Origin of the sequence: Variovorax sp. YR750, assembly GCF_900109805.1 — a bacterium.
In the GTDB taxonomy this organism is placed as follows: Bacteria; Pseudomonadota; Gammaproteobacteria; order Burkholderiales; family Burkholderiaceae_C; genus Variovorax; species Variovorax gossypii.
The window spans coordinates 73,164-97,535 of sequence record NZ_FOBJ01000021.1 but is presented as its reverse complement, the minus strand read 5'-3'; the positions used below and the strand labels follow the sequence as shown (position 1 = coordinate 97,535).

The 24,372-nt window shown below is 65.3% G+C and carries 22 protein-coding genes; 17 read left to right on the top strand and 5 right to left on the bottom strand.

From position 1 onward, the window contains the following. The first annotated feature begins 545 nt into the window (after positions 1 to 545). Both BMY35_RS33520 and BMY35_RS38045 read left to right on the top strand, forming a co-directional pair. Positions 546 to 2,408 carry a tetratricopeptide repeat protein gene (locus tag BMY35_RS33520; protein ID WP_093208745.1) on the top strand — a complete coding sequence of 621 codons (1,863 nt, stop codon included), beginning with the start codon at positions 546 to 548 and terminating at the stop codon, positions 2,406 to 2,408. 236 nt (positions 2,409 to 2,644) lie between these two features. Next, entirely contained in the window at positions 2,645 to 2,857 is a 213-nt protein-coding gene (locus BMY35_RS38045; protein WP_143080797.1) for a DUF427 domain-containing protein, read from the top strand. Between the two features lie 8 nt (positions 2,858 to 2,865). Here BMY35_RS38045 and BMY35_RS33515 read toward each other — a convergent pair whose 3' ends face one another. Beyond that, positions 2,866 to 4,578: a site-specific integrase gene (locus tag BMY35_RS33515; RefSeq protein WP_093208742.1), complete on the bottom strand. Its 1,713-nt coding sequence runs from the start codon at positions 4,576 to 4,578 to the stop codon at positions 2,866 to 2,868. Between the two features lie 550 nt (positions 4,579 to 5,128). Here BMY35_RS33515 and yjjJ point away from each other — a divergent pair. The 3 genes from yjjJ (at position 5,129) to BMY35_RS33500 (ending at position 9,869) form a co-directional block, all read left to right on the top strand. Next, the gene (yjjJ, locus tag BMY35_RS33510) at positions 5,129 to 6,514 is read left to right on the top strand and encodes a type II toxin-antitoxin system HipA family toxin YjjJ (protein ID WP_093208740.1); all 1,386 of its coding nucleotides are present in this window, start codon (positions 5,129 to 5,131) and stop codon (positions 6,512 to 6,514) included. Positions 6,515 to 6,865: 351 nt separating this feature from the next. Then, positions 6,866 to 9,013: an aminodeoxychorismate synthase component I gene (gene pabB / locus BMY35_RS33505; RefSeq protein ID WP_093208737.1), complete on the top strand. Its 2,148-nt coding sequence runs from the start codon at positions 6,866 to 6,868 to the stop codon at positions 9,011 to 9,013. Continuing rightward, positions 8,952 to 9,869, top strand: a complete 918-nt coding sequence (locus tag BMY35_RS33500) for a DMT family transporter (protein ID WP_371287228.1) — start codon at positions 8,952 to 8,954, stop codon at positions 9,867 to 9,869. Before pabB ends, BMY35_RS33500 begins: the two co-directional genes overlap by 62 nt. 70 nt (positions 9,870 to 9,939) lie before the next feature. Here BMY35_RS33500 and BMY35_RS33495 read toward each other — a convergent pair whose 3' ends face one another. Then, entirely contained in the window at positions 9,940 to 10,512 is a 573-nt protein-coding gene (locus tag BMY35_RS33495) for a helix-turn-helix domain-containing protein (protein ID WP_093208812.1), read from the bottom strand. 482 nt (positions 10,513 to 10,994) lie between these two features. Here BMY35_RS33495 and BMY35_RS33490 point away from each other — a divergent pair, with 482 nt between their 5' ends. Next, a complete protein-coding gene (locus tag BMY35_RS33490) occupies positions 10,995 to 11,591 on the top strand; it encodes an acyl-homoserine-lactone synthase (RefSeq protein ID WP_093208732.1) in 597 nt (198 codons plus the stop codon). A 41-nt stretch (positions 11,592 to 11,632) separates the two neighbouring features. Here BMY35_RS33490 and BMY35_RS33485 read toward each other — a convergent pair whose 3' ends face one another. Further along, positions 11,633 to 12,343, bottom strand: a complete 711-nt coding sequence (locus BMY35_RS33485; protein WP_093208730.1) for an autoinducer binding domain-containing protein — start codon at positions 12,341 to 12,343, stop codon at positions 11,633 to 11,635. A gap of 244 nt (positions 12,344 to 12,587) precedes the next feature. Between BMY35_RS33485 and BMY35_RS33480 the strand changes: the two genes are divergently transcribed. Further along, positions 12,588 to 13,565: a GlxA family transcriptional regulator gene (locus tag BMY35_RS33480; protein WP_093208727.1), complete on the top strand. Its 978-nt coding sequence runs from the start codon at positions 12,588 to 12,590 to the stop codon at positions 13,563 to 13,565. 3 nt (positions 13,566 to 13,568) lie between these two features. On the opposite strand, the gene BMY35_RS33475 is transcribed toward BMY35_RS33480, so the two are convergent. Both BMY35_RS33475 and BMY35_RS33470 read right to left on the bottom strand, forming a co-directional pair. Beyond that, complete coding sequence (locus BMY35_RS33475) at positions 13,569 to 14,507, bottom strand: ParB/RepB/Spo0J family partition protein (RefSeq protein ID WP_093208725.1); 939 nt, start codon at positions 14,505 to 14,507, stop codon at positions 13,569 to 13,571. Further along, entirely contained in the window at positions 14,504 to 15,283 is a 780-nt protein-coding gene (locus BMY35_RS33470) for a ParA family protein (protein WP_240652248.1), read from the bottom strand. The genes BMY35_RS33475 and BMY35_RS33470 overlap by 4 nt, the downstream gene beginning before the upstream one ends. A 136-nt stretch (positions 15,284 to 15,419) precedes the next feature. Here BMY35_RS33470 and BMY35_RS38040 point away from each other — a divergent pair, with 136 nt between their 5' ends. From BMY35_RS38040 to virB10, 10 genes are all read left to right on the top strand, one after another. Further along, on the top strand, positions 15,420 to 15,986 hold the full coding sequence (locus tag BMY35_RS38040; protein WP_126472280.1) for a hypothetical protein: 567 nt from the start codon (positions 15,420 to 15,422) through the stop codon (positions 15,984 to 15,986). Beyond that, a complete protein-coding gene (locus tag BMY35_RS33465) occupies positions 15,983 to 16,360 on the top strand; it encodes a TrbC/VirB2 family protein (protein WP_240652236.1) in 378 nt (125 codons plus the stop codon). Before BMY35_RS38040 ends, BMY35_RS33465 begins: the two co-directional genes overlap by 4 nt. Before the next feature lie 11 nt (positions 16,361 to 16,371). Continuing rightward, the gene (locus BMY35_RS33460) at positions 16,372 to 16,737 is read left to right on the top strand and encodes a VirB3 family type IV secretion system protein (protein WP_093208719.1); all 366 of its coding nucleotides are present in this window, start codon (positions 16,372 to 16,374) and stop codon (positions 16,735 to 16,737) included. Between the two features lie 24 nt (positions 16,738 to 16,761). Further along, entirely contained in the window at positions 16,762 to 19,269 is a 2,508-nt protein-coding gene (locus BMY35_RS33455) for a VirB4 family type IV secretion/conjugal transfer ATPase (protein ID WP_093208717.1), read from the top strand. Beyond that, positions 19,262 to 19,999, top strand: a complete 738-nt coding sequence (gene virB5 / locus BMY35_RS33450; protein WP_093208714.1) for a P-type DNA transfer protein VirB5 — start codon at positions 19,262 to 19,264, stop codon at positions 19,997 to 19,999. Before BMY35_RS33455 ends, virB5 begins: the two co-directional genes overlap by 8 nt. A 17-nt stretch (positions 20,000 to 20,016) precedes the next feature. Further along, positions 20,017 to 20,256: a hypothetical protein gene (locus BMY35_RS33445; protein ID WP_126472281.1), complete on the top strand. Its 240-nt coding sequence runs from the start codon at positions 20,017 to 20,019 to the stop codon at positions 20,254 to 20,256. Continuing rightward, positions 20,256 to 21,320: a TrbL/VirB6 family protein gene (locus tag BMY35_RS33440; RefSeq protein WP_256230353.1), complete on the top strand. Its 1,065-nt coding sequence runs from the start codon at positions 20,256 to 20,258 to the stop codon at positions 21,318 to 21,320. Before BMY35_RS33445 ends, BMY35_RS33440 begins: the two co-directional genes overlap by 1 nt. Before the next feature lie 153 nt (positions 21,321 to 21,473). Continuing rightward, positions 21,474 to 22,196 carry a VirB8 family type IV secretion system protein gene (locus BMY35_RS33435; RefSeq protein WP_093208709.1) on the top strand — a complete coding sequence of 241 codons (723 nt, stop codon included), beginning with the start codon at positions 21,474 to 21,476 and terminating at the stop codon, positions 22,194 to 22,196. Then, positions 22,193 to 23,023: a TrbG/VirB9 family P-type conjugative transfer protein gene (locus tag BMY35_RS33430; protein ID WP_093208706.1), complete on the top strand. Its 831-nt coding sequence runs from the start codon at positions 22,193 to 22,195 to the stop codon at positions 23,021 to 23,023. Before BMY35_RS33435 ends, BMY35_RS33430 begins: the two co-directional genes overlap by 4 nt. Next, on the top strand, positions 23,020 to 24,351 hold the full coding sequence (virB10, locus tag BMY35_RS33425; RefSeq protein ID WP_093208703.1) for a type IV secretion system protein VirB10: 1,332 nt from the start codon (positions 23,020 to 23,022) through the stop codon (positions 24,349 to 24,351). The genes BMY35_RS33430 and virB10 overlap by 4 nt, the downstream gene beginning before the upstream one ends. Positions 24,352 to 24,372: the final 21 nt, after the last annotated feature.

Genomic DNA, 24,372 nt, shown 5'->3' with positions numbered 1-24,372 from the left:
CGCATCACGGCGCCCGATGGCGCCGCTGCAGATGTCCTGGCACAGCTGGATCTTGAACTCCGGCGCGTGGCGCCGGTACGGGCCTCTCGATGACATGACCTTCTCCTGGTTGAAGGCTCAGCCAGCGTATCAGTTCTGATTTGCCCGGTGGTCCAGCCGCAGGGGTTCACTCCAGCGTTCACTAATCTCCACTGGCGTTCCGCAGCACGATGTCGCACTTCATCAGACGCCAGTAGTCGTCGCCGTCGATAGGCTTCTGCCGTGGAGGCACTGCCGCACGCAGGGTCAGGTCTTCGGAAGTGAAGCCGATGACGCGCGCGGCGAGGCCTGGCCCGAGCAGGCGTTGTGCTGAATCGACCACTTGGCGCGCGGCTACGGCAATCGACCAAGTATGGGGAGGCTGTTCAACTGAAGATCGTCGGGATCTGTTCAAGCGGACGGCACCCGCTCTGCCCGCATGGACAATGCATGGAACACATACGACACAACAGGGAGGAATGGCCATGTCATGGTGGAAGCGCATTTTCAGGAATCGAACCGCCGGAATGGATGAGATCGATCCTTACGCCACGCACGAGTCCGACAAGAAGCCTGCGGCCGAATTCCGAACCGGCACCGCCGAGTTCGAGCTCTTCATCGCTCAGAGCGAACTCGATGGCGGCGAGAACCTTGCGCACGGTGCCGAGCATCTCGCCAACCTGCTCAAGCTGGACCCAGCCCATGCGCCCTGGCTCGCGCTGGCGCAGCAGTACGCGGCCCGCGCCGGTGCCGATCCGGTCGGCACGCTGCTGCCCGAGGCAGAAGAACGCTATGCCAGCACCGAGGCACTGCGCGCCTGGCTGTTGCAGCACGAAGGCCGGCTCGAGGAGGCGGTGGAGTTGATCGTCGCAGTCATGCAGGCGGCGCCCGATGCGAAATACCTCGACGCCTGGGTGCTCGGATGGGTCGAGGCCGAAGGCACGCTCGAATCGATGTCGTCCACGTCGCAACTGCGGCTGGCCAAGGCGCTGATCGAGGCCTCCTCCGAGGCGCGGCTGACCAGCGCGCGCAGGCTGCAGGCGATGCAGCGCTGGTCGCAGGTGCTCGGGCGTCTCACCCCGCCCGAGGACATGCAAGCCGCATGGCGGATGCTGCACATCGGCCTGCTGCGGCGCGCGGGACGCTTCGACGAGGCGCTGCAGGTGGCGGGCCCGCTGGCCGACGCGCCCGACTGGCATATCGCGACCGCCATCGGCCTCGTGCTGCGGCAGCAGCGCCGCATGTCCGAAGCCGAGGCGGCGTTCCGTCGCGCCATTGCACACGACCCTAACACTCTGAGCACCTTCCTCGAAGCGGGCGACGGCTGGCTCGAGAGCGAAGACTGGCAGGCCGCGCTGGGCTGGTACGAGCAGGTGCTCGCCCGCGAGGCCGGCCATGCCTGGGCGCAGCCCTCTTCCTGGCTCTGCCAATGGAAACTCACGCAGGATCAGGCATGGAGCGACCGCCTGCTCGAGGCGGCGAAGGCCGGTAACGAGCGGGCCCGGCGGCTCTGGGTAGACGCTTTCGCAGCCGTGCCTGAGCCGCAGGACGCCAGCGCCAACGTGTTGCGGCAGGTGCGGGACAACCTGCGGAGCAAGCCGCAGCCGCCCGCCGCGGACCAGCGGGAGCCGCAGAAGCCCAATCGCATTTCCATGGCCGTGTCGTCGCTGGAGGCCCCGTCGAACGCACTGGCCTTCGCGCTCGAATTTGCCGCGGCCGGGACGCCGACCGAATTGGAGATGAAGTTCGAGAACATCCCGCAACCCGATCCGCGCGAACCGGTCGAGCCCGTGGCCTACCCGCTCTGGCGCTACACCGGCACCGAGGGCCAGGCGGCCCTGCCGCCACCGGCGCCGCACGTGCAGGAGCGCATCGCCCAACTGGCACGCGCGCCGTACCGCCCTACTGCCAACTGGGCCGCCGCGAGCCATGTCGCGCTGGCGCTGGGCCCCGCCTCGGGAGAAGACCGGTCGCTCGACGTGCTGGCTTGCATGGTGCATCCGCCGACGCTGCCGTCTGGCACACCCGCGTTGGCCTGGGTGCCACGCGTGCAACTGGTGGCCGCGCAGGTGCTGGCGCAAGTCGACGAGGGCTGGGAAGGCTCGCGCCGTCGCGAGTTGCTGCTGTCAGTGTTATTCGGCCCGAGCGACTGGGCCACCAGCGCCGCCATCCAGGCGCTGGCGTGGATTGGCCAGGACGAACCCGCGCATGCGCTCGACATCCACCGCTGCTTCGAGCGCCTGGAAGCCCACCGGCCCGACAGTGGCTATTGTTGCTGGCTGGCCACGCTGTACGACTCTTGGCGGCACCTGCCGGTGCTGTTCGAGCCGGAGCGCGAGGCGCTGGCGGTCAAGCTCGCCGAGCTTTCCAGCGACGAAGCCGAAGGCTGAGCGCGCTGGGGCAAGCTTCGCCGCTCCTGAAACTGGATGAGTGGACTCTCGCGCGGCCCTTCACGGCTGGCCGGTTGGAAATGACGTCCTGACATGCATCAGGGGACGCGTACGCCTGTTTCCGTCTCCGTATCCGCCTTCTCTATCCAAGCGATGCATCGGCACTTGAGCATGCCGACGCCGGCTTCGATGGAACTGCATGGCTGGCACAGCACGAGCTTGCATCGCTGCTCGCCATGAAGAGCAATATCGCCCACTACGGAGAACCACCGAGTGCCCCTTCAAAGGAGCAGCCAACTCCACGGGTTGATCTCGGCAAAAGAACGCTGGAAGACGCGGTCTGGGCCTATGAGGATCCGCGTGACGAACATCACGGCCCGAAGACGAAGCTTGCCTTCTACGACGACAAGTTTCCCGAGATCCATGTTCGGGTTGCGCGCCGCACGTGAGCGGCTCCTCACCATCCTTTCGCTGATCCGGAGATCCGAGCCGGAAAGGCTTCTCCAATTTGCCGCGCTCTCTTGACCTCGTCGGTATGCAGGTACACCGACGTGGTCGCTACGGACGCGTGCCGCAAGTTGTCTCGCACGGTGGTCAGCTCAGCGCCCCGTGCGAGGGCGTGGGTTGCATGGGTGTGCCGCATCCAGTGCGGTGTCGCACGCTTGAGCTTGTCCGCTACGGACGCATTCACGCTCTCCAGTGCTTGTGCGGCATGGAGAAAGAAGCGGCGCATCACAGCCCACAGGCGCGATGCGCTGATCCCTGCTGCGTCCTCTGTCAAGCCTGGCAACAGCGCAGTGTTTGGGCTCCAGCGAGAAGGCGTCACCGGCAAACCTCGCTGGGCCAAGTACTGATCGAGCGCGCCGCGAGCCAACAGTGGCAGGGCGACCTTGCCGCGCTTGTTCCCCTTGCCCACGACGTTCAACCAGGTATCGCCCTGCGCATCCGGCTCGATGCTGCCCAGTCGTGCATCGACCATTTCGCTGGGCCGAAGGCCGGTCGCGTACCAGAAATCCAGCACAAAGCGCAGTCGCTGAGCCCCCTCCTCGCTCCATCCACCGATCCATTCGATGCCGTCGGCTGTGGAGCGGATCAGGCTCCATTCGTGCTCTGTAAATACGCGAGATCCGTCGAAGGCTCCCCCGTGCCCTGCGCCCTTGACTTTCACGCCGGCGAATGGATTGGCCAGCGCATAGCGCTGCTCGATCAGCCACCGGTACAACGCGCCGATCACCGACAACGCGTAGGCCACCGAGCGCGGTGCCAGTGCCCCCTGGAAAGGCCGCCACTCCGCGGACGTACGTGGCCGCGCCGGGCCGACCCATCGTTCCCGCGGCGAGGGTCGTCGCAAGAATGCGCGGTACGCAATGGCATCCTCTGTCGTCAGCGATGACAGTGCCCTGCCGCGCTCGAGGATTGCCCACAGCATGAGCCGCTCTGCCTCCTTTCGGTAGGCGCGCTGGGTGGCTGCAGACTCCTGCAGCGAAAGCCAGGCCCGGACGGCTTCATAGTCATTGCTCGCCGACAGCGTACAAGTAGCCTGCGGCGCCCTGAAGGTGCCTCGGGAACCGTCGACCTCCTGCGGCACGATCAGGTGTTCCCATGGCGAGATCTCGGTTCTCGGCGCAACCACCAGCGCCCTCGCCCGCTCGGTCAACTCGGGGTTTGCGGCAAAGAACTCCTCGATCTGGCGTGCGCTGCGCGCTCCCAGCCCCGGCACGACAGCCCACCATCGACGCCGGCGCGGCACACGTAGCGTCAGATCCGCCAGGGTCCGGATGCCAGAAGTCTGCAGGGCTCGTGCAGCGCGCGTCGGCAGCCAGCGATCGACGCTGTCCGTCACCATCGGCACAGGCAGCGGCAGTTGCTGCAGCTTCTCGATCGCGTCCCTCACCGCCCGAGCACGCTCCTCACGCTCGGCGGCGGGATGGGCGATCAACAAGGCGAGATCGTCCCGGTGCCGCTGCCGCGCGAATTCCGCCAACTGGCGACGGATGCCACTCAGCATGGCGCGGGACGACTGTCCAGTCGCCCTGCTCTGCCCAAGATACTGGGCCACCGCCGCGCGAGCCGGTAAACCGGCGTACCAGGCGCGCAGCGCCGCCAACTGCGACAAGGTCGGGAAACCAGCGCTTTCTGACTCCACCCCGTGCACCGTGCTCCTTTTCATGATCTTCAGTTTAGCCTCGAAAAGTTACTATCGTGATAAGAAGAGTTATCTTTATAGAAGAAAAGGCTTTGACATTCCGCGGCCTCCATTCAGGTCCGAGGCCATCGCTTTTGTCTCGTGCGACCTCGGCGTGGCGCGCCTGCTGTGCGACGCGTGCTGGTGATGCGCGAACGACACATCGTCGACAAAGCCCCTCGCGCGAACTGCTCGACCGGCCACGCCACGAGTACATCAGTCGCCTGGCCCGCGGCGATCCCGGGCTCCCTGCATCCAAGGACTTCCCGACGTCCGCAAAGTCTTCGACCGATGCAGGCGGCACGATTGGGAGTGAATCGAAGCCCACGTCACTCGGCAGGAGAGTACTCAGGAGCGGGTCGCCACGGGACTGCCGCCTCCGGAGTCGGTGGAGCCGAAGGCCTCAAATCGTCTCCGGGGCAATCAAATTTGCCCCCGACATAAAATCGTTTCACACATCGTTTCACAAATTAGATTGCGATGGTTACTTTCTCAATATAAATTTAAGATTTGATCATTCCATATATCGTTTCACATGGCCGCTGATCCTGTTGCGATCCTCCGAGCCAAGGGGCCCCTTCAGGCTGGCGCACTTGCTGACGCGATGGACGTGAGCCGCCCTACCCTGAGCCGAGTCATCCGCGCAGCGGGGGCCGAGGTCATCATCCGCGGAAACGCCAGACGCACAAAGTACGCGGCCCGCCGCGCGCTCAGAGGGGATCTCAATCCCATCCCGCTCTTCCGAATTGATCGCGATGGCAACCAGCACGAGGTTGCCATGCTGGACCTGCTGTATCCCGACGGGACTGCCGCTGAGTTTTCCGAGAGGCTCGGCTGGCCACTGGACGACGAAATGCGGCAGGGATGGTTTGAAGGGTTGCCGTACATGTTGCAGGACATGCGACCTCAAGGCTTCCTGGGACGCAACTTCGCACGACACCATGCAGCCTTGCTGAAGGTGAGCGATGACCCGACGACCTGGTCGGACGATGACGTGCTGTATGCGCTCTCCCTGCTCGGTACCGATGTTCCAGGCGATCTGCTTGTCGGCGAGGCTGCGGCCAGAACGTGGCTTGCGCAGGTTCAGGCGCAAAGCGAGGGTCTCGGCTCCCATGGATTGAGCGACGATCAGTTGCGGCAATCCTATCCACAACTCGCTGCAGACATGCTGGAGCTTGGCGTGGCCGGTTCGTCGGCAGGCGGGGAGTTTCCGAAGTTCACCGCCATGCGGAGCATGGATGGGGAAGACCGGCATGTTCTCGTGAAGTTCTCCGGCTCCGATGATTCCCCAGGCACCCGGCGTTGGTCGGATCTGCTCGTGTGCGAGCACCTTGCGGCCTGCGCATTGACCACACATGCGGGCATCAAAGTGCCCCAATCAAGAATCCACCTCCTTGCGGGCCGAACATTTCTCGAGGTCGATCGGTTCGACAGGCATGGCGCCATCGGCCGCTCTCCTGTCGTCTCCTGGAGCACCCTGAACTCGACCTTTGTCGGCAGTGGCGGGCGCCGTTGGCCAGAAGGCGTCGAGCCTCTGGTCCAGAGAGGCTGGGTCACCAACGAAGACTTGCGCTGCATCGATCTTGTCTGGCACTTCGGACAGCTCATCGGCAATACCGACATGCACGACGGCAACCTGGCGTTCCAGCCCATCCAGGATGCCGAGCGGGCGGTACTACAGCTGGCTCCGATCTACGACATGCTTCCGATGACCTACGCTCCTGTGCGCGGCGTGGAACTTCCCCCGAGGACCTATACCCCGCAGTTGCCTCTGCCCTCCGAGCGAGGTGCCTGGCAGCGGGCTGCGCGTGCCGCAATCGCATTTTGGGAGAGCGCGGAAGCTGACAAGCGAATCAGCACCGAATTCCGGGACATGTGCGCTCAGAACTCCCGGACACTTCGAAGAAGCAGCCGTATCTGACGCTTGAACCCCAGCGCGTCCAATCACGACCGAGATTGGTCCTGGACTTCATCAGTTCTACTTGGACCTTGAAGACAAGAAGTAGCGGCGGGGAGATCTTGGAAAAGGCACAAATGAATGGCCACGCCGTCGAGGAACGCGGGCCACATGTCGATATCAAACCCGCCCTTACCGCTGCTCCTCCCGCACGCCACGACCGCTCGGCCATTGGCCAGGCACCGTGAGGACAACGCCTCCGCTTCGAGCGTGCTTCGCACATAGGCACCCCTGGGGCAACTGGCACATTGCGCAGTGGCTCCCCTCCAGCGGTTCGTCAACGATGCAAGTGCAGCCATGCGCCAAGGAGTCCCCATGCGCACCCTCTTGATCGACAACCACGATTCGTTCACCTACAACCTCTACCAGTACCTTGCCGCCTGCAACGCCGAGCCACCGGTCGTCGTGCGCAACGACGAGATGAGCTGGGACGAGGTCGAGCGCATGCCGTTCGACAATATCGTGATCTCGCCGGGGCCTGGGCGTCCCCAGCATCCCGCGGATCTGGGTATCTCCGCAGATGCGCTGCAGCGCTCCCGCAAGCCTGTGCTCGGTGTCTGCCTTGGCCACCAGGCCATCGCCCACCATTGCGGCGCCCGCGTCGACCTGGCTGTGCGGCCCATGCATGGACGCCTGGACCGCATCTCGCACGCGCAGCGCGATCTCTTCCAGGGCATCCCCGACCGTTTCGAGGCGGTGCGCTACCACTCCCTCGCGGTCACACAACTGCCCGCCTCCCTGGAACCCCTGGCCTGGACATCGGACGGCACACTGATGGCGCTGCGCCACCTCTCGCGGCCCTGGTGGGGTGTGCAGTTCCACCCGGAATCGATCTGCACGGAATTCGGTGCAAGGCTGTTGCGCAATTTCCGGGAACTGACCCAGGAATGGCACGCACAGGCATCGCGACGCGAGGCCAGGCATCGCCTCGGGCCGCCCCTTCGGCTCGAAGGGCCGCAGGCGCTCGCGCTTCATGCCGAGTGCATCGATACCACCGCCGAACCCGAGGCGGTGTTCATGGCGGCATTCGCGCCAAGCGACAGCGTTTTCTGGCTCGACAGCAGCCTCGCTGAAACCGGGCGCGCGCGCTTTTCCTTCATGGGCGACGCGAGCGGTCCCCGGGCCCTGGTGCTGACCTACCGCACGGCGCCACGCGAACTGCTGGTGCATCGGGGCGACGCCGGTCAGGTACGCGAGGAAAGCATCTTCGATTACCTGCGCGACCATATTCCCGGCCGGCAGCCCGACGGGCCAAACCTGCCCTTCGACTTCGCCGGCGGCTTCGTGGGTTACTTCGGCTACGAACTCAAGCGCGAGCTCGACGGGGCGCGCATGCACGACGCCGACGCGCCGGATGCGACATGGATCCTCGCCGACCGCTTCCTCGCTTTCGACCATGCCGAACAGCAGGCGTGGATCGTCTGTCTGGACGAGGCCGTTCTGGGGAAGGAGAACGCCCGCTGGATGCGGGCCATGCGCGAATGCATCGACAATGCTCGGACACCGGCCCGTGACACGACGGCGGATGCGGCCAGCGATCTGCACTCACTGCAATGGCGAGTGGACCTGAACACCTACCGCGACCTCATCCTTCGCTGCCAGCATGAGATCCTGCAGGGCGAGACCTACGAGGTCTGCCTGACGAACCAGTTGATCGGCGAAGGGCGCATCGATCCGCTGGAGGTCTACAGGGCGCTGCGCAAGCACAACCCCGCGCCCTATGCGGCCTACCTGCGCGCTGGCGGTCGCGCCGTGCTGTGTGCCTCGCCAGAGCTCTTCCTGCACATCTCGGCCGACCGTCACGTGGAATCCAAACCCATCAAGGGTACCGCGGCACGCGGCGCCACACCCGCCGAAGACCTGGCGATCGCCGAGGCGATGGTCGGCGACGAGAAGACGCGCGCGGAGAACCTCATGATCGTCGACCTCCTGCGCAACGACCTCAACCGGGTGTGCGAGATCGACAGCGTCCACGTGCCCAGCCTGTTCGCGGTGGAAACCTACGCCACGGTGCACCAGCTGGTCAGCACGATCCGCGGCCGGTTGCGCCCAGGCCTCGGGGCTGTGGACTGCGTGCGCGCGGCCTTCCCGGGCGGGTCCATGACCGGTGCGCCCAAGGTGCGCACCATGCGGATCCTGGATGAAATCGAGGGTGCTGCCCGCGGCATCTACTCCGGCAGCATCGGCTACCTGTCGCTGAACGGCGCGGCCCAGCTCAACATCGTGATCCGCACGCTGGTGGCCGTCAATGGCCGGATCTCCATCGGCGCCGGAGGGGCCATCGTCGCCATGTCCGACCCGGACGCCGAGGTCGAGGAAATCGTCCTGAAGGCACAAGCCCTGTGGGATGTGCTCCGGCGCTGCGGGGCGCCGCTCGGCCCACGGCCGGGGACGGCGGCTGATGCGCAAGCGACGGTCTCGCAAGATCCGACACCGCTCCCGCCTTCTTCCAGCGATGGCTAGTGCACATGCCAACCGCCGGGGGATCGCCCTCATGCTGGTGGCGATGTGCTGCTACGTGTTCAACGATGTCTTCGTGAAGCTGGCTGCGCAGCACCTGCCTCCCGGGCAGGTGCTTGCCGTGCGCGGCCTCTTCGCCACTCTCTTCGTCCTGGTCGTAGCCTGGGGAGCACGTGCCCGATGGCGGACGGCACTGCGCCCCCTTGTCGGGGTGCGCTGCGGGCTGGAGATCACGACGGCGCTCGCTTCCGTGCTCGCCTTGTCGCTGGTGCCGCTCGCCACCGTCAGCACGCTCATGATGACCGCGCCGCTCATGATTGCCGTCACCGCGATGGCGCTGCGCTGGGAGCCCTGGCAAGGCAGCCGGCTCGTCGCCGCCGCCGCCGGCTTCGCGGGCGTCTTGCTGGTGATTCAGCCGGCCACTCGGCTCGATGTCCCGACTGCCGGCCATGTCTGCGCACTGCTGTGCGCTGCCTCGCTGGCCGGCCGTGACCTGGTGACGCGTCGCATCCCGGCAGGGGTCCCCTCATCGCTCATCGCTGCCGCGACCACGCTCGCGGTCTGTCTGGCCGGTGCGCTCCTGGGTTTCACGGAGCAATGGATCGTGCCTACGCAACGTGAAATCGCCGCGCTGGCCGCTGCCGCCAGCTGCGCGACGCTGGGCAGCTATGCGCTCATCGCCGCCTGCCGCGGCGTCGACCTGTCCGTCGTGACGCCCTTTCGCTACAGCTTCATCGTCTGGGCCTTGCTGCTGGGGTACGCGATCTGGGGAGATGTGCCACAGCCTCTCGCAGCACTCGGCGCCGTCCTGATCCTCGCCTCGGGAGCGTTCACCATCTGGGCGGCGCGCCGCCCGTGAGCGAACGGGCGGACGCTGCAGATTCTGCTGCGCATGGGCTGGCCGGGGCACAAGGCCCGCGGATTCGCCTTCAATCCCGCAACGAGAAGACCGTGCACAGGCAGATGACCGGCGCTTCGCTGATCGTGTCCATGCCATGCGGTGCGCCTGCCTCGAACAGCAGCGAATCGCCCGGCCCGACCTCGACCACCTTCGCGCCGTAGCGATAGCTCAGGCGACCCGAGAGCACGTAGAGGAACTTGAGCCCGGCGTGCTGGCACCCCGTGTCGGGCTCAGCCCCTTGTGCCAGGTGAATCAGATAGGGTTCAACGGCGAGCTTTCGGGATTGCAGGTGTCCCAGGAGTTCATAGCCGTAGCCTGCCATCGCACCCGCGCAATCGACGCGCAATCCCTTGCCGGCGGGCACGTGGCAGAAGTCGGCGCGGTCGAATCCATCGGCAAAAAAACGCGAAACGGCCACGTTCAGTCCGCCGGCGATGCGCTCGAGCGTCTCGACCGAGGGAGAGACCAGGCCGCGTTCGACGCGCGAGAGCATGGAGGACGAAATGCCTGCGTGCTGTGCGAGCTGCCCGCCCGACACGCCGGACGCGATGCGAAGTGCCTTGATTTGTGCCCCGATACGCGAGGCGCAGGGGCTTCGCACCGGCGCCGCGGGTGCCTGCGGCGTCGTGAGCGACGCCGGGAGCCTGATCCGTCGTGCGGAAGGAAACGGCGATGCGACCTGCTTGCGTCCCATGCACTCAGCGCCTTCTTGTTCCGCCCGGTGCCGACGGCACATGCACGGGAACGACCAGGCCCACCACGCGGACACCCGGGCGCCACTGGCGACGGTCACGGGGGAAGCGGAAGAAACGCATGACCGGGCTTGGTAGAACAGGGGCCCGAGTGTTCTTCTCGCCGCCCTTTCTATCAACTGTTGCGCACCGCGTCATTTCCGTCCACAGCCTTCGCAGCCGGCGAACCCGGTCGCCGCGGGTCTCGGTCCACTCCGCTTGCATCGGGTGCAAGAAGCCCGCGTACGCCGAACAGCCCCGACGCCTGCCGACACCCCTATCAACTCTGTCAGTTTCCGCGCGATTTTCATCAGGCTGTAATGCGGGCCTCATCGACCAGAGGGGAAACGCCATGGAGATCATCGCAGGACGAGTCGACTCATTCTCCGCAGGACTGCTGTTCGACATGGCGCGCTACCGGCATCACGTCTTTGTCGAGAAGCTGGGCTGGCAGCTGCACACGCGGGCGCGATTCGAGCTGGACGAGTTCGACCGGAAGGACACCATCTACCTGATCGCCCGCAATCCGAAGGGCGAGATCGTGGGTACCAGCCGCCTGCTGCCCACGCACCGGCCCTACCTGCTGGCCACGGTCTTCCCTCAACTCCTCGGGGATGTCCCGGCGCCGTGCTCGCCGCAGATCTGGGAGCTGTCTCGCTTCGCCGCTGTCGACGGCGCGCACCTTGGAGGAAGTGAAGTCCCCTGCGAGTCCCCGCTTGCGCTGGAGATGCTGGGCGTGGCGATGCAGGTGGTCGCCAGGGAAGGCGGGCAGCGGCTGATCAGCGCCTCGCCCATGGGCATCGAGCGCATTCTCCGGCGGGCCGGCCTCTATGTGCATCGGATAGCGCCGCCGATGCTGGTCGAGGGGCAGTACCTGTTCGCCTGCTTCATCGACGTGGACAGCGCATGGCGTCCACTGCGGACCTCCTCCGGTCATGCGACCTCATGAACAGGCGCCCGGCCCGGCCACGCCAAGAAGCCGTCGACCGTTCAGTTCAGGACACCGAGGCGCGAGGAAAGTGCCACGGCCGAGTTCTTGTTGTTGGCGTGCAGCTTGGCGATGGCGTTGCGGAGGTGGTAGTTGACCGTCGACTTCGACATGCCGAGGATGACCGCGATCTCCGCACTCGTCTTGCCGTCGGCCGTCCAGCGCAACACCTCGACCTGCCGGCTTGTCAGCGGCTCCGACCCCGCGAGCGGACTCTCTCCCAGGTGGTCCATGAGCGCACGGTGCGCGGTGTTCACCAGCCATTGGAGCCAGTGATCCTTGGCGCGCATCTCCGCGGCCGTGAGCGGTTCGCTCGATCTGGACAGAGACAGCATGCCAACGCGCGCATCGGGCTCAAAGACCGACTGCGCCCAGCCGATGCGAAGACCGAAGGAGCGCGCCTCGTCCCACATCTGCGGTGTCCTGCGGAACACCTGATCGTTCCAGATCACTGGTGCTGCGCTGCGCAGGCCATGGGCAACGGTGGGATCGATCTGCAGGTAGCCCGCCTCCAGATAGCGGTGACTCCAGCGCGCGTCGTAGGTGCTGAGCATCCGGGTCTGGGGCCGGGTGAAGGGCACGAAGGTGCGCAAGCCGTAGGCGCATTGCTCGAAGCCGAGATGCCGCGCAGCCATGCTGATCTGTTCGAGGACCTGGGACGGCTCGCTTGCCTCGATCAAGCGACCGAGGACCTCTTGTGTCCAGTCGTTCATAGGTGCTCTTCCCACATCGCCGACGCCCTGACCTGATCGTGGGCGCAATGACTGCTCTCCAGCAGATCTTGTGGCAACGGCTGGACAGTCTAGAAGCGCCACGCACTCCCGAGACGGCAAATGACCACCATTTCTGCCAATCTCGCGCACCAGGACTTCGCGTTGTCGTGGGATTCAGCATGGGTTCAGGAAGATGGTTCGAACTGCGGTTCCGATCCCAATACGAAATCAATGACCTCCAGCGATGCACAAGGTATGGCTCCTGCTGCTGCCCGGATTTCCCCTCGTCGACATCAGCGGCATGCTGAGCGTCTTCGAGGCGGCCAATAGCTTGCTCGAGCAGGAAGACCAGCCTGCAGCCTATGACGTGCGCCTGGCTTCTGCCTCAGGCGGTCCTGTCATTGGCTCCAGCGGCGTGTCGCTGTCCACGGACGCCTTGCCGCGTCAGCTCGCGGGCCGCACGAATACGCTTGTCGTCGCCCTCCGGCCGGATGTGTTTCCGGATGCCGGTGAAGCGGCGGACGCGCAGTACCTGCACGAATGGCTCATGAACAGCCGCGGGAGCCTGGTCCGCTGCGCCGTCCTGGGGCCCGGGACCCCGTTGTCACCGGTAGGCACTGTGCGGCTCCAGGACATCCCTGCGACACGCGCTCACTTGCAGTTGCGCGAAGAGAGCGCATCCCCGTTCACCGACCACATGGCCACGCAGGGTTGGCCAAGCATCGAGCCAGGCCAGGGGCTGGACCTGGCGCTGTCGTGGATCGAAGCCGACTGGGGAGAAGCGTTCGCGAACACGCTGGCCTCGCGCCTGCCGGATCCGCTCAGCGAGCGCTACGGCGTGAGGCGCTATCGCAGCGCGCTGATCGAGCAGCCCTCGGATGAGCCCAGGCTCGCCGGATTGCACCAGTGGATTGCGATGCATCTGCGCGAGGAGCTCGGCGTCGAGCGGCTGGCAAGGCAGATCCACATGTCCACGCGCTCGTTTGCGCGCTTCCATGTGCGCGCGACAGGCTTCACGCCGGGATGTGCCGTGCAGCAGATCCGTCTCGATTCGGCCTGCCGGCTCATCGAGACCAGCAAGCGCCCGCTCAAGGCCATCGCCGCGCAATGCGGCTACGGATCCCAGGAGGTGATGCGAAGGGTCTTTCTGCGCGGCCTGGGGATGACGCCGAGGGAATACCGGCGTCTTCACACAACGGCGAGCGGCGCCGGCCTCCCGTAGCCGTCAACAGCGGGACAAGCTGCCGGCATCGCTATCCTCGGTCGCCCAGCACACCGGCCGCAGATCCGCCAAGGGGAGCAGGACGCGCTTGCCATCACCGAAGCGAACCTCACCGACATTGCCCTCCTGCGCCTTGATGCGAAGAGTTCCACGCCGCCCACCGTGCTCCACCACCAGCACCGTGTGTCCGCCGCTGACCACCTTGGTTGCCTTGCTGCTGTTGGCCGATGATCCGGGGGAGCCTGCGGGGGCGGAACGCGGCAGGCTATCGCTCACCTCTTCCAGGTGCGCGCGGTTGATCGGCCCGCCTTGTGCCAGAAGTGCTTGAACCGCCTTTGGCCGCTCGCGGGCGACAGCCGCCAACCGGTAGAGCATCCGCACATCGCCGCCGATCCTTCCCTCCTCCACCGCCCGCCGCAGTTCCTCCGGCGCATCTCCGAGCCTGGCAATCTCCGTGATGAAGGAGCGCGACTTGCCCAGCCTGCGTGCGATCTCGGCGCGGGAATGCCCCTCCTTCTCTCGCTGTGCGATGAAGGTGGACAGATCGAATGGAGACATGTCCTCGCGGTGCAGGTTCTCGGCCGCCTGTGCAAACGGGTCGATGCGTTCGTCCACGAAAGCCGGAATGGTGATCAGACCGGCACGGCGCGCGGCCCGCACCCTGCGCTCCCCACGGTTGACGATGTACCGGTTCGCCTGCGCCGGGTGGGATCGAAGGGACACCGGCTCCAGCACACCATGCTGGCGGATCGACTCGGCCAGTTCCGCGAGACCCGCCTCCCGTACGGCGCGACGCGGCTGTGCGGGGTCGAACTCGATGCAGTCCAGCGTCGCCTGCTGCGGTGCACCCGCCGCGGCGCGGACGGCCGTCGCCTGCGCCAGCAGGTCGGTCGCTCTGAACTGCGAAAGCGCGCTCAGATCCAGGCTACCGTGCGCAATCATCCCTTCGTCTCCGCCCGTACCGCCTCGCCCGGATCTGCAATGCGTTGCTGCAACAGCTCGAACACCTGCAGCACTTCGAGGCTCGCCGCGCGTGCCGCACTCTTCGGCAGTTGCCATACCGGCACCCCCTCGGCCAATGCCTCGGGAATGGCCGACCGGATCGAGATCCGTGCCGGAACGACGAACTCCCGGAAATTCAGGGCCAGTTCCTGCATCGCCGCTTTCTGCCGCAGCGAATGCGGGTTGAAGCGGTTCAGCACGATCCCGGCCAGTCGCAACCGCGGGTTGTAGCGCTGCCGGATGCCGAAGATGGTCTTGAGCATGTCCGTGACACCGTCGATGCTGTACTCCTCCAGTTCGATGGGACAGACGGCGGCCGTCGCCGCCATCAGCGCCGCGCTCATGCGCAGCCCCAGTGCCGGCGGCGTGTCGATCACGACCGCGTCGAAGTCCCGCGCCAGGCGGATCACGTTGTTGCGGAATGCGGGAATCACCTCCTCCGGCTTTGCAAGCTCGACATCGGCCAGCAGCCTTCCACCCGTCACCATCGCAATGGACTGCCCGCCAGTTGCCACCGTCGAGGTCCCGCCCTGCTCGAAGAGCTCGATCGTCTCGACGCCAGTCGCGAACCGACGCAGCGACTTGGTGCTGTTGGCCTGGGTGTCGAGATCGATCACGCACACCGATTGGCGATGCACATCGGACAGCCAGAATGCGTACAGCACGGCCAGCGTCGATTTGCCGACACCGCCTTTCTGATTGCCGAAGACGACCACATTGCCCAAGGCTTGCTCCTCGCGATTCGCTGGCTGCGCGGGGCCAATCGCGCGAATCTAGCGCCGCGAATCGCCGCACCGCCACTGACAAAAGAGACAGTCGACACGCGCGCAACCGCAGGTAGACAGTGCGGCCATGCGAGCAACGAATGGTCACTGCATTGGCACCATGCTGAAAGGCGGGCGAGCAGCCTGCCTCTCGCTGCGTGCCGCAGCCGGACTGATGGTCTGTGCGGGAAGCCTCTGCGCCCAGCCCCTGCCCGCTTCGGTGCAGGTGATTGCCCCATCCGAACAGACAGCCCGCGACAAGGAGCGCATCGATATTCTTCGCCAGGAGCTGAGAAAGTCGGAGGGGCAGCTCGAAAGCCTCGTGCGCCGCAGAGCCGAGCGTCTTGCCTTGTCCGACACGCAGGCCGTCAACGAAGCCGACGAACAACATGCTCGCCTGCTCGGCGATATCGCAGGCCTCAAGCGGGAGATGGCTTCGATGGTCCACGCAACCGGGCGTGCCCTGCCGACCAGGCCCGTCGCCGGCCACGGCCGGCATCGCGCGATCGCGGGCTGGAACGAGTCCCCTGCCCCCTGGTGGGATGTCTACGGCAACGGCCAGGCGGCAAGACTGCCTGCATCGCCGGCTGCCGCACCCGCACCCTGGGCAGGGCCTGCAAACCGATCCCTTCCATCTGCCGGAGTAGCGCCATGACCGCATACCTGGTTCACAGTTCGCCCCCCTCCACCCGGGCCGGAGGCGTCGCCGAATCGGCAGGGGCAAGCTCGGCGCATGCAGGCCGTCGACGCTTCAGCCGCCGCACGCTCCTGCGGGTCACGGTGTTCGCAGCCCTCCTTCCCGCCATCGCCTTCGGAGGCAGTCCCTTCGCCACCGGCGCGAACGCCACTCAGCAGCAACTGGTGGCCATCCTGACGCCGCTGGCGGCAGTCGCCGTGATGGTTTCCGGGGCCATGGCCTGGTTCGGACGCCTGAGCTGGTGGTGGATGGTCGCCGTGGTGATCGGGACCGTGCTGGTCTTCGGCGGTCCGCAGATCGTGTCCTGGATCCGGGGCCTGTTCGGGGTCTGAGGAGACAGAAGATGAGCCGCTGCCTGGGCATCGTCGCCGACCCTCTCTTCGTGGGCATGACGCGGCCCCCGATGGTCTGCGGCGTGACCTATGCAGCCATGATGTTCAACATCGTCGTCACCACCGAGTCGTTCATCGTCACCACGAATCTCGCCTGGCTGCTGGCCTTCGTGCCGGTCCATGGGGTGCTCTACCTGGTGTGCCTCTACGAGCCGAGGTTCTTCGATCTGCTGCAGCTGTGGGGACGCACGCGTCTGCCAGCCCTTCTGGTTGGCAACCTGCGGTTCTGGCGCGCCAGCTCGTACAGCCCGCTGGTGGTGGATTTGCCGGATCTTCGCGGCCGCCGGCGCTCCTGCTGCGCCGACGTGTTCATCTAGACGCCCAGCCCAGGGACGTGCGCGATGCCACTGCTCTCCCGCTCCAAGAAGACGCTGCGCCGCGAAGTCCGTGCCGCAGCCATGATCCCGCTCGCATCCCACGTGGACGAACACGTTGTGCGGACATGCGCGGGCGACTATGTCCAGACACTGCGGCTGGCCGGTGCGTCCTTTGAAAGTGCGGACGACGAGGACATCAACAGCTGGCACGAGCGGCTCAACGTCCTGCTGCGCAACATCGCCTCGCCCAACCTGGCGCTGTGGACCCACGTGATCCGGCGCCGCGAGACCATGTGCCCGCAGGGCCGGACCGTCCCTGGCTTCGCCCGCGAGGTGGAGCAGCGCTACCGCCAGAAGATGGCCAGCGAACGGCTCATGGTCAACGAGCTCTACCTGTCGCTGGTCTTCCGGCCGCAACCCACGCACATCGGCGACGCTGCACTGCGTCTTCTCAGGCGCGCGGATCCGGCGGGTGCACGAATGGAACTGCGCGACTCCCTCGACGCCTGCGGCAAGCTGCGCCAGGAACTCCTGGCGGCCCTGGAACGCTACGACCCGGAGGTGCTGGGCGTCTACAGGCTGCCGCAAAAGGATGCACTCTTTTCCTCTCTGCTGGAGTTCCACGGCCTGCTGATCAACGGGGAATGGCAGCGCATGCCACTGCCTCGCTCGCCGCTGAACGAAGCCTTGGCCACCACCCGTCCCTTCTTCGGCAACGAGGCCATGGAGTACCGAACGGACACTCGAACCCGCATCGGCGCCTTCCTGGGCATCAAGGAATATCCGACGCCCACCGCGCCGGGGATGTTCAGCGCCCTGCTGACGGCGCCGTTTCCGTTCGTCCTGACCCAGAGTTTCACCTTCCTCGCCAAGGGCACAGCCACCGACATGATGAGCCGCCAGCACCACCGCATGGCGGCCGCTGGAGACCTGGCGGTCTCGCAGGCCGAAGAGCTCGAGGACGCGCTCGACGACCTGATGAGCAATCGCTTCGTGGTTGGCGACCATCACTTCAGCCTCCACGTGCTGTCCGACGACGACACCACCGCCGGCGAGCCCGAGGGAGTCCACAGACTGAAACAACTCAACGACCATGTGGCCCGGGCTCGCTACCTGCTGGGCGACACCGGCATGGTGGTGGCCAGGGAGGACCTGGCGCTGGAGGCGGCCTTCTGGGCACAGTTGCCGGGGAACTTCTCCTACCGCAGCCGCAAGGCTCCCATCACCAGCCGCAACTTCGCGGCCATGTCGCCCTTCCACAATTTCCCCACCGGCCGCGCGATGGGCAACTACTGGGGCGATGCGCTGACCGTGTTCATGACGCGGGCCGGCTCCCCCTACCATTTCTCGCTGCACACCAGCGATCCGCGCAGCCCCGAAGGTGGCAGCCGGCGGGATGTGGGACACATCACGGCCCTGGGGCCTATCGGTTCCGGCCGGACCACCCTGCTTGGTTTTTGCATGGTCGCCATCTGCAATCGCCTCGACGCCACCCAGATCATCTTCGACAAGGACGAGGGACTGCACATCCTCGTGCGAGCGCTGGGCGGCCAATACCTGCCGCTGAAGAACGGCGCGCCCACCGGCTGCAATCCACTGCAGCTGGACGCGTCCGTTCCGGACAACCTCGAATTCATGAGGCACTGGCTCAAGCGCCTTGTCATGCGCACACCGAACGACCTCCTGACGGTGCGCCAGGAAGACGATCTTGAGCAGGCCCTGCATGGCACGCTCAAGCTCGAGCGCCCCTTCAGGCGGCTGTCACGGCTCGCGGCCTTCCTCGACATCACGGATCCGGAGGGCATGCACGCGCGTCTTCGCAAATGGTGTGACTCGGAACGCGGGGACTATGCCTGGGTCTTCGACAACGACCACGACGAGATGACCCTTTTGCTTGCCCGTCACGCCTTGGTCGGCTTCGACGTGACCGACTTCCTCGACAACGAGACGATCCGCGCGCCGCTGACCATGTACCTCTTCCATCTGGTCCACCAGATGGTGGACGGCCGCCCCCTGGTGTGCTGGATGGACGAGTTCGCCAAGCTCCTCGGCGACCCAGCCTTCACGCAGTTCGCCAAGAATGGCCTGGAGACCTGGCGCAAGAAGAACGCGAACATCGCCACCTTCACCCAGAGCACCAGTCACGTGCTGGGATCCAGCATCGCGCGGACCATCGTCGAGCAGACGCCCACCAAGATCCTGTTTCCCAATCCGGATGCGGACTACGACGAATACACCCAGGGTTTCAACCTCACGGACCGGGAGTTCGCACTCATCAAGCAGGAGCTCGAACCTGGCTCGCGCCAGTTTCTGATCAAGCAGAACCATGCGAGCGTGGTCGCGCAGCTCGATCTGCGAGGATTCGACGAAGTCCTGCATGTCATCTCGGGGCGCACCGGCAACGTCCGCCTCATGCGCGACTTCATCGAGAGATACGGGCCCCAGCCCGACCAGTGGCTGGCCCCTTTCCGCGCGGCCCTGGCCATCCATCCCGCCCGTTCAACCTCGCCCCTGGAGGTCTCCCATGCATAGGCGTCTTTTCCTTTCTTTCCTTCTTGCCGCGACGGTGTTCACGGCATCTCCAGGCGCGAAGGCCGGCATTCCGGTGATCGACGTCACGGCCGTTGCCAACCTGATGCAGCAGATCATGTACTGGCAACAGCAGATCTCCTCCATGCAAAGGCAGTACGACCAATTGAAGGCCTCGAAGGATCAGTTGGCCCAGACCTACGGCGCCATGACCGGCACGCGAGGCATGGAGCAACTGCTGCCGATTCCGGAGCACGCACGCAACTACCTGCCGCCCACGTACGGCGAACTGATGAGCACGCTCAATGGCTCATCGGCGAGCTACACCGGGCTGGCCGGGCATGTCCAGTCGATCATGAAAGCCAACAGCGTCCTTTCCGGGACGCAGATGGATGCGCTCAGCCCCGAGCTGCGTCAGATCGTCGAGCAGGGTCGGCAGTCCGCGGCCTTCCTCAACGGAATGACGCAAAGTGCCTACCAGAACACCAGTCAGCGCTTCTCGGCGCTGCAGCAGTTGATCAACCGCATCGCCACCGCTCAGGACCCCAAGGCCATCCAGGACCTTCAGGCTCGGATCCAGGCCGAGCAGAGCATGCTCACCAATGAACAGACGAAGCTGCAGAGCCTCTATCAGATCGCTCAATCCGAGGAGCTCACGCGCAAGCAGCGCATTCGGGAGCAGTCTGCTTCGGACATTGGCTCGACAAGGGGCCTTCCCGCCGTCACCTACTAGGCATGCAGGACCTATCCATGCAGAAGACGGTCCTGATGCTCCTCGCGGGCATCTCCACCGCAGCAACGGGAGTCGGGGCGTGTCGACTCTTCCATCATCGGCCCAGAGAGACCGCGCCCTCAGCAAACGCGAAGCCGGCCGTTTCGCCAGCTTCTTCGTTGAACCCGAACGGCGGCCAACTGACGCAGCAAAAACTTGATATCGGCAGCACGCGCGACCTGAAGCCGGTTCCCATCCCGCAGGGCAACGCTCACTAGTGATCTCGATCATGGGCTTTTTTGCTCAATTCTTCTCCTGGCTCGACAGTCAACTGACCAACTATGTTGGCACGCACTCGGCGCGGGTCGCGTCCGCCATCGAGCCCGCCGCCGTGACGCTCGCGACCGTCTACGTAATGATCTGGGGCAGCCTCAGCCTCGCCGGGCGAATCCAGGAGCCCATCTGGGAGGGCGTCAAGCGCATCCTCACCATCGCAATCGTCCTCGGTGCAGGGCTGCGCTTGTGGACCTACAACCAGGTCATCACGGACACCTTCTATCGGGCACCTGAGCAGTTGGCGGCCTCCTTCGTCGGCACCACAACTGTCGTGAATGTGATTGATCAGGTCTGGCTTGACGGAACGGCGGTTGCTGAACAGCTCCTCAACAAGGGAAGTGTGTTTGATCGCGACTTTGCGTTCTATATCGCAGGATTCCTGGTCTATCTGCTGGTCGGTCTGACTGTTGTCGTGACGGCTTTCCTGCTCGGTCTGTCGAAGGTGGCCATTGCGATCCTGCTTGCCTTGGGTCCGGTCTTCATCGTCCTGCTCTTCTTTGATGCCACCCGGCGATTCTTCGAATCCTGGACCGCACAGCTGGCGAACTACGCGCTCATCGGCGTGCTCACCGTGCTCGCCGCCGCATTGCTTCTCAACATTGTGAAGGCGTATGCGGCGAGTGCGGCGGCCACGGGCGCAGGAATCACCATTGCTGCCAGCGCGAGGGTCTGCATCGCCTCAGCCCTGGTCTTCCTGGTGATGCGCCAAGTCATGCCGATCGCAGCAGGGCTTGCAAGCGGTGTCGCACTCAGCACCTTTGGTGTCATCAGCGGAACGCTTCAATGGGGGCTCGGCACTACGAAGAGAACCAGCAACGAATTCGGTCGCGGCTTGCTCGACGGCCTCCGTCGAGAACCTGGCGGGCGGTGGGATTCATTCCGCCGTCTGGCAGGCAATCGCGTAGGTGCCGGCATGGCCTCCGTCGGCCAGATCGGCGCATCGCGCCGCGGCGGTACGGTCCTTCCAAGGGAACGGGTCATGCCGAGTTCCTCCCGCAATCGCTAGCGGTGGTGCATGCGATGAAACCCTGCGTCGCGCTCATCATGTTGGCCGTGCTCCTGGCGGCCTGCGGCACCCGTCCACCCCAGCCACCGGAGTGCGAGGGTCCGCTCACGCCGATCAACACGCCGGCCCGCACGCCGCGTTCGGGAGCAGTCAATGCGCCGTGACGCCGCGCCGGAAAGCTATCTGCTCGAGGCCCAGAGCTGGGAACTCGACCGCGCGCGTCGGGCGGAGCACTCCGCCAAGGTCGCGTGGATCGTTGCCAGTGTGTCCATTGTCATCGCGGTCCTCGCGGCCGCCGCCGTCGCCGGCCTTACGCCTCTGAAGCAGCCCGTCCCTGTTCTCATCCGGGTCGACAGCAGCAGCGGGATCGTCGATATCGTGCCCACCTACGAAGGAACAGCCGATATCGAGCAATTGGTGACCCGCAACCTCCTGCAGAACTACGTGATCGCACGCGAGCGCTACTTCTACGGCACCGCGGAGGCGGACTACGAGTTGGTCGCCGCCCAGAACTCGCCGCGACTGAACCAGGAATGGGCGAGCCTGTGGGCCACCGACAACCCAGCCTCGCCCTTGAACGCCTACAAGGACGGCACCTCCATTCGCACGCAGGTGCGCTCGATCACTTTCCTCAAGCTGGACAGCGGCAAGGACCGACTGGCCCAGGTGCGCTTTACCCGTTCCACGCGCGCGGGCGGCAACGGGGAGGAGCAGGCCAGTCATTGGGTTTCCACAATCGATTTCGCCTATGTCCGCCCGTCGAAGGACGACAAGACGCGCTCGCTCAATCCATTGGGTTTTCGTGTCGTGGAATATCGGCGAGAGCCCGAAGTCGCCACGATGGGCGCGGCACCCGGCAAGCAGGATGTGCGATGACACGCCGAAGTGCACAACTCGCGATCGGCTTGGCGGCGGAGCTGGCGTTCGCCACACCCTTTGCTGCAGCAGCGACCGTGCCACCGGCCGGCAAGGTCGACGCGCGGGTGCGGGTGGTCGCCTACAACGCCGATGACGTGATCATTCTCCAAGGCTACGTCGGCTACCAGATCCATCTGCAGTTCGCTGAGGGCGAAGAATTCGTGAACCTGGGCTCGGGTGACAACGGTGCCTTCGACGTCGGCACCGAGCGCAATCACTTCTTCATCAAGCCCAAGGAGCCAAGCGCTTCCACCAACTTCACCGTGCTGACCAATCGACGGGTCTACCACTTCGACTACGCCGTTTCGGCAGCCACGTCCACGGGCGTGGCCAGCAAGCGCATGATCTACTCGGTGCGCTTCGTCTATCCGGAGGACGAAGCCCGCGCTGCGGCCAAGGAAGTGGAGCGCCGCCGTGCGGAGGCCTTGTTGAATCGGGAGACGGTCAACCGGCCACGCAACGCCGACTACTGGTTCTGCGGCAGCGATTCACTCAAACCCGTGAGCGCCTACGACGATGGCGTGCACACCCGGCTGCGTTTCCGGTCGAGTTCGGATTTTCCGGCCCTCTTCGTCCGGAACGACGATGGCTCCGAATCGCTGCTGAACTTCCACGTCGAAGAAGACGAAGTGGTTGTCCACCGCGTGGCACGTCGCCTGGTGGTGCGTCGCGGCAAGCTGGTCGGCTGCATCGTCAATCAGTCCTTCGCCGGCAGTGGCGCGCGCGCCCCCACCAACACCACGGCACCTGGCGTGCAACGCGTCATCACGGGAGAGGGTCCATGAGCGTTCCGGACCATCCTCGCCATGGCACCCGGGTCGAGACACCGAAGGCATCCGATGTACCCGATATCGACCCGGATACCGGAGAGATTCTGTCTTCACGGCGCACCTCGGATTCACCGCGCGAGCCGCATCCTGCGGCCGGAACAAGCACGACGATCCGTGGCGAGCGCACCATCCCGTCGGTCAATCGCGAGCGCTCCATCCAGGCCCGTATCAGCGGCTTCCTGGCACTGGCCACGATCATCCTGCTGGGCGCCGGATTCTTGTTCTGGTACTACAGCACGCAGTACACCAAGACGCGGGATGCCGAAGAGGCCGCGAGAAAGGCGAGCGCAGTTCGTGCCGGCGGGGAGATGAAGGTGCCGCCGCTGGGTCGCATTGCCATTCCCGGGACTCCGCCAGACCCGGTGCCGATGACACCCGGCCCGCTCACACCGCCCTCGCCAGCAGTGACCAACACGAGTCCGCCGTCAAAGACGACCGAGCAGATCGCGCTGGAGCGTCAGCTGGGACTTCCCGTGCTCCGGCGTACGCAGGCGCCGCTGCACACAGGAGCCATGACACCACCAGCATCGGCGGAGCCGATCCTGGTGCCCGGCGGCGTTCCCGGGATGGCGCAGTTGATCGGGGCGCTGCAGGCTCCCAATGCCGGTTCGCCGACGCCCGCTGGCAGCAGCCTCGCAACCAGCCTTCGCCCCACCTCCACCCCAGCGGTGTCAGCCCAGCTGCTGCCCACGCGGCGCATGCTGCTGCCCAAGGGCACGTTCATCGATTGCACCCTGGAAACAGCCATCGATTCCACCTACGAAGGCATGGCCACCTGCATCGGCAGCAGCGACATCTACGGTGCCGATGGCAGGGTCGTGCTGCTGGAACGCGGCACGAAATACGTCGGCGAACAGCGCGGCGTTCCACGCCAGGGGCAGGGCCGGGTCTTCGTCGTGTGGAACGAAGCCCGCACCCCCGCTGGCGTGGTGGTCCAGTTGGCCTCCCCGGGCACGGATGAGCTCGGACGCAACGGCCTCCCGGGATTCGTGGACACCCATTTCTGGGACCGCTTCGGCGCGGCGCTCCTGATCTCGGTGATCGACGGCACGATGCAAGCCATCGCCGCTCAACAGCAGCGCGGCGCGCGTCTTGCCAGCGGCGGCGGCGTGGTGCTCGCCCCCCAGGGCAATCGGGATGTCATCACGGAGGTATTGCGCAGCACCATCGCGATCCCGCCTACCGTCATCAAGAACCAGGGCGAGCGGATCCAGATTCTGGTCGCCCGCGATGTGGATTTCAGGGGTGTCTATGCGCTTCGAACCGATCCCACCGCGCCTTGACCGGGAACCTGGCCACGCGGC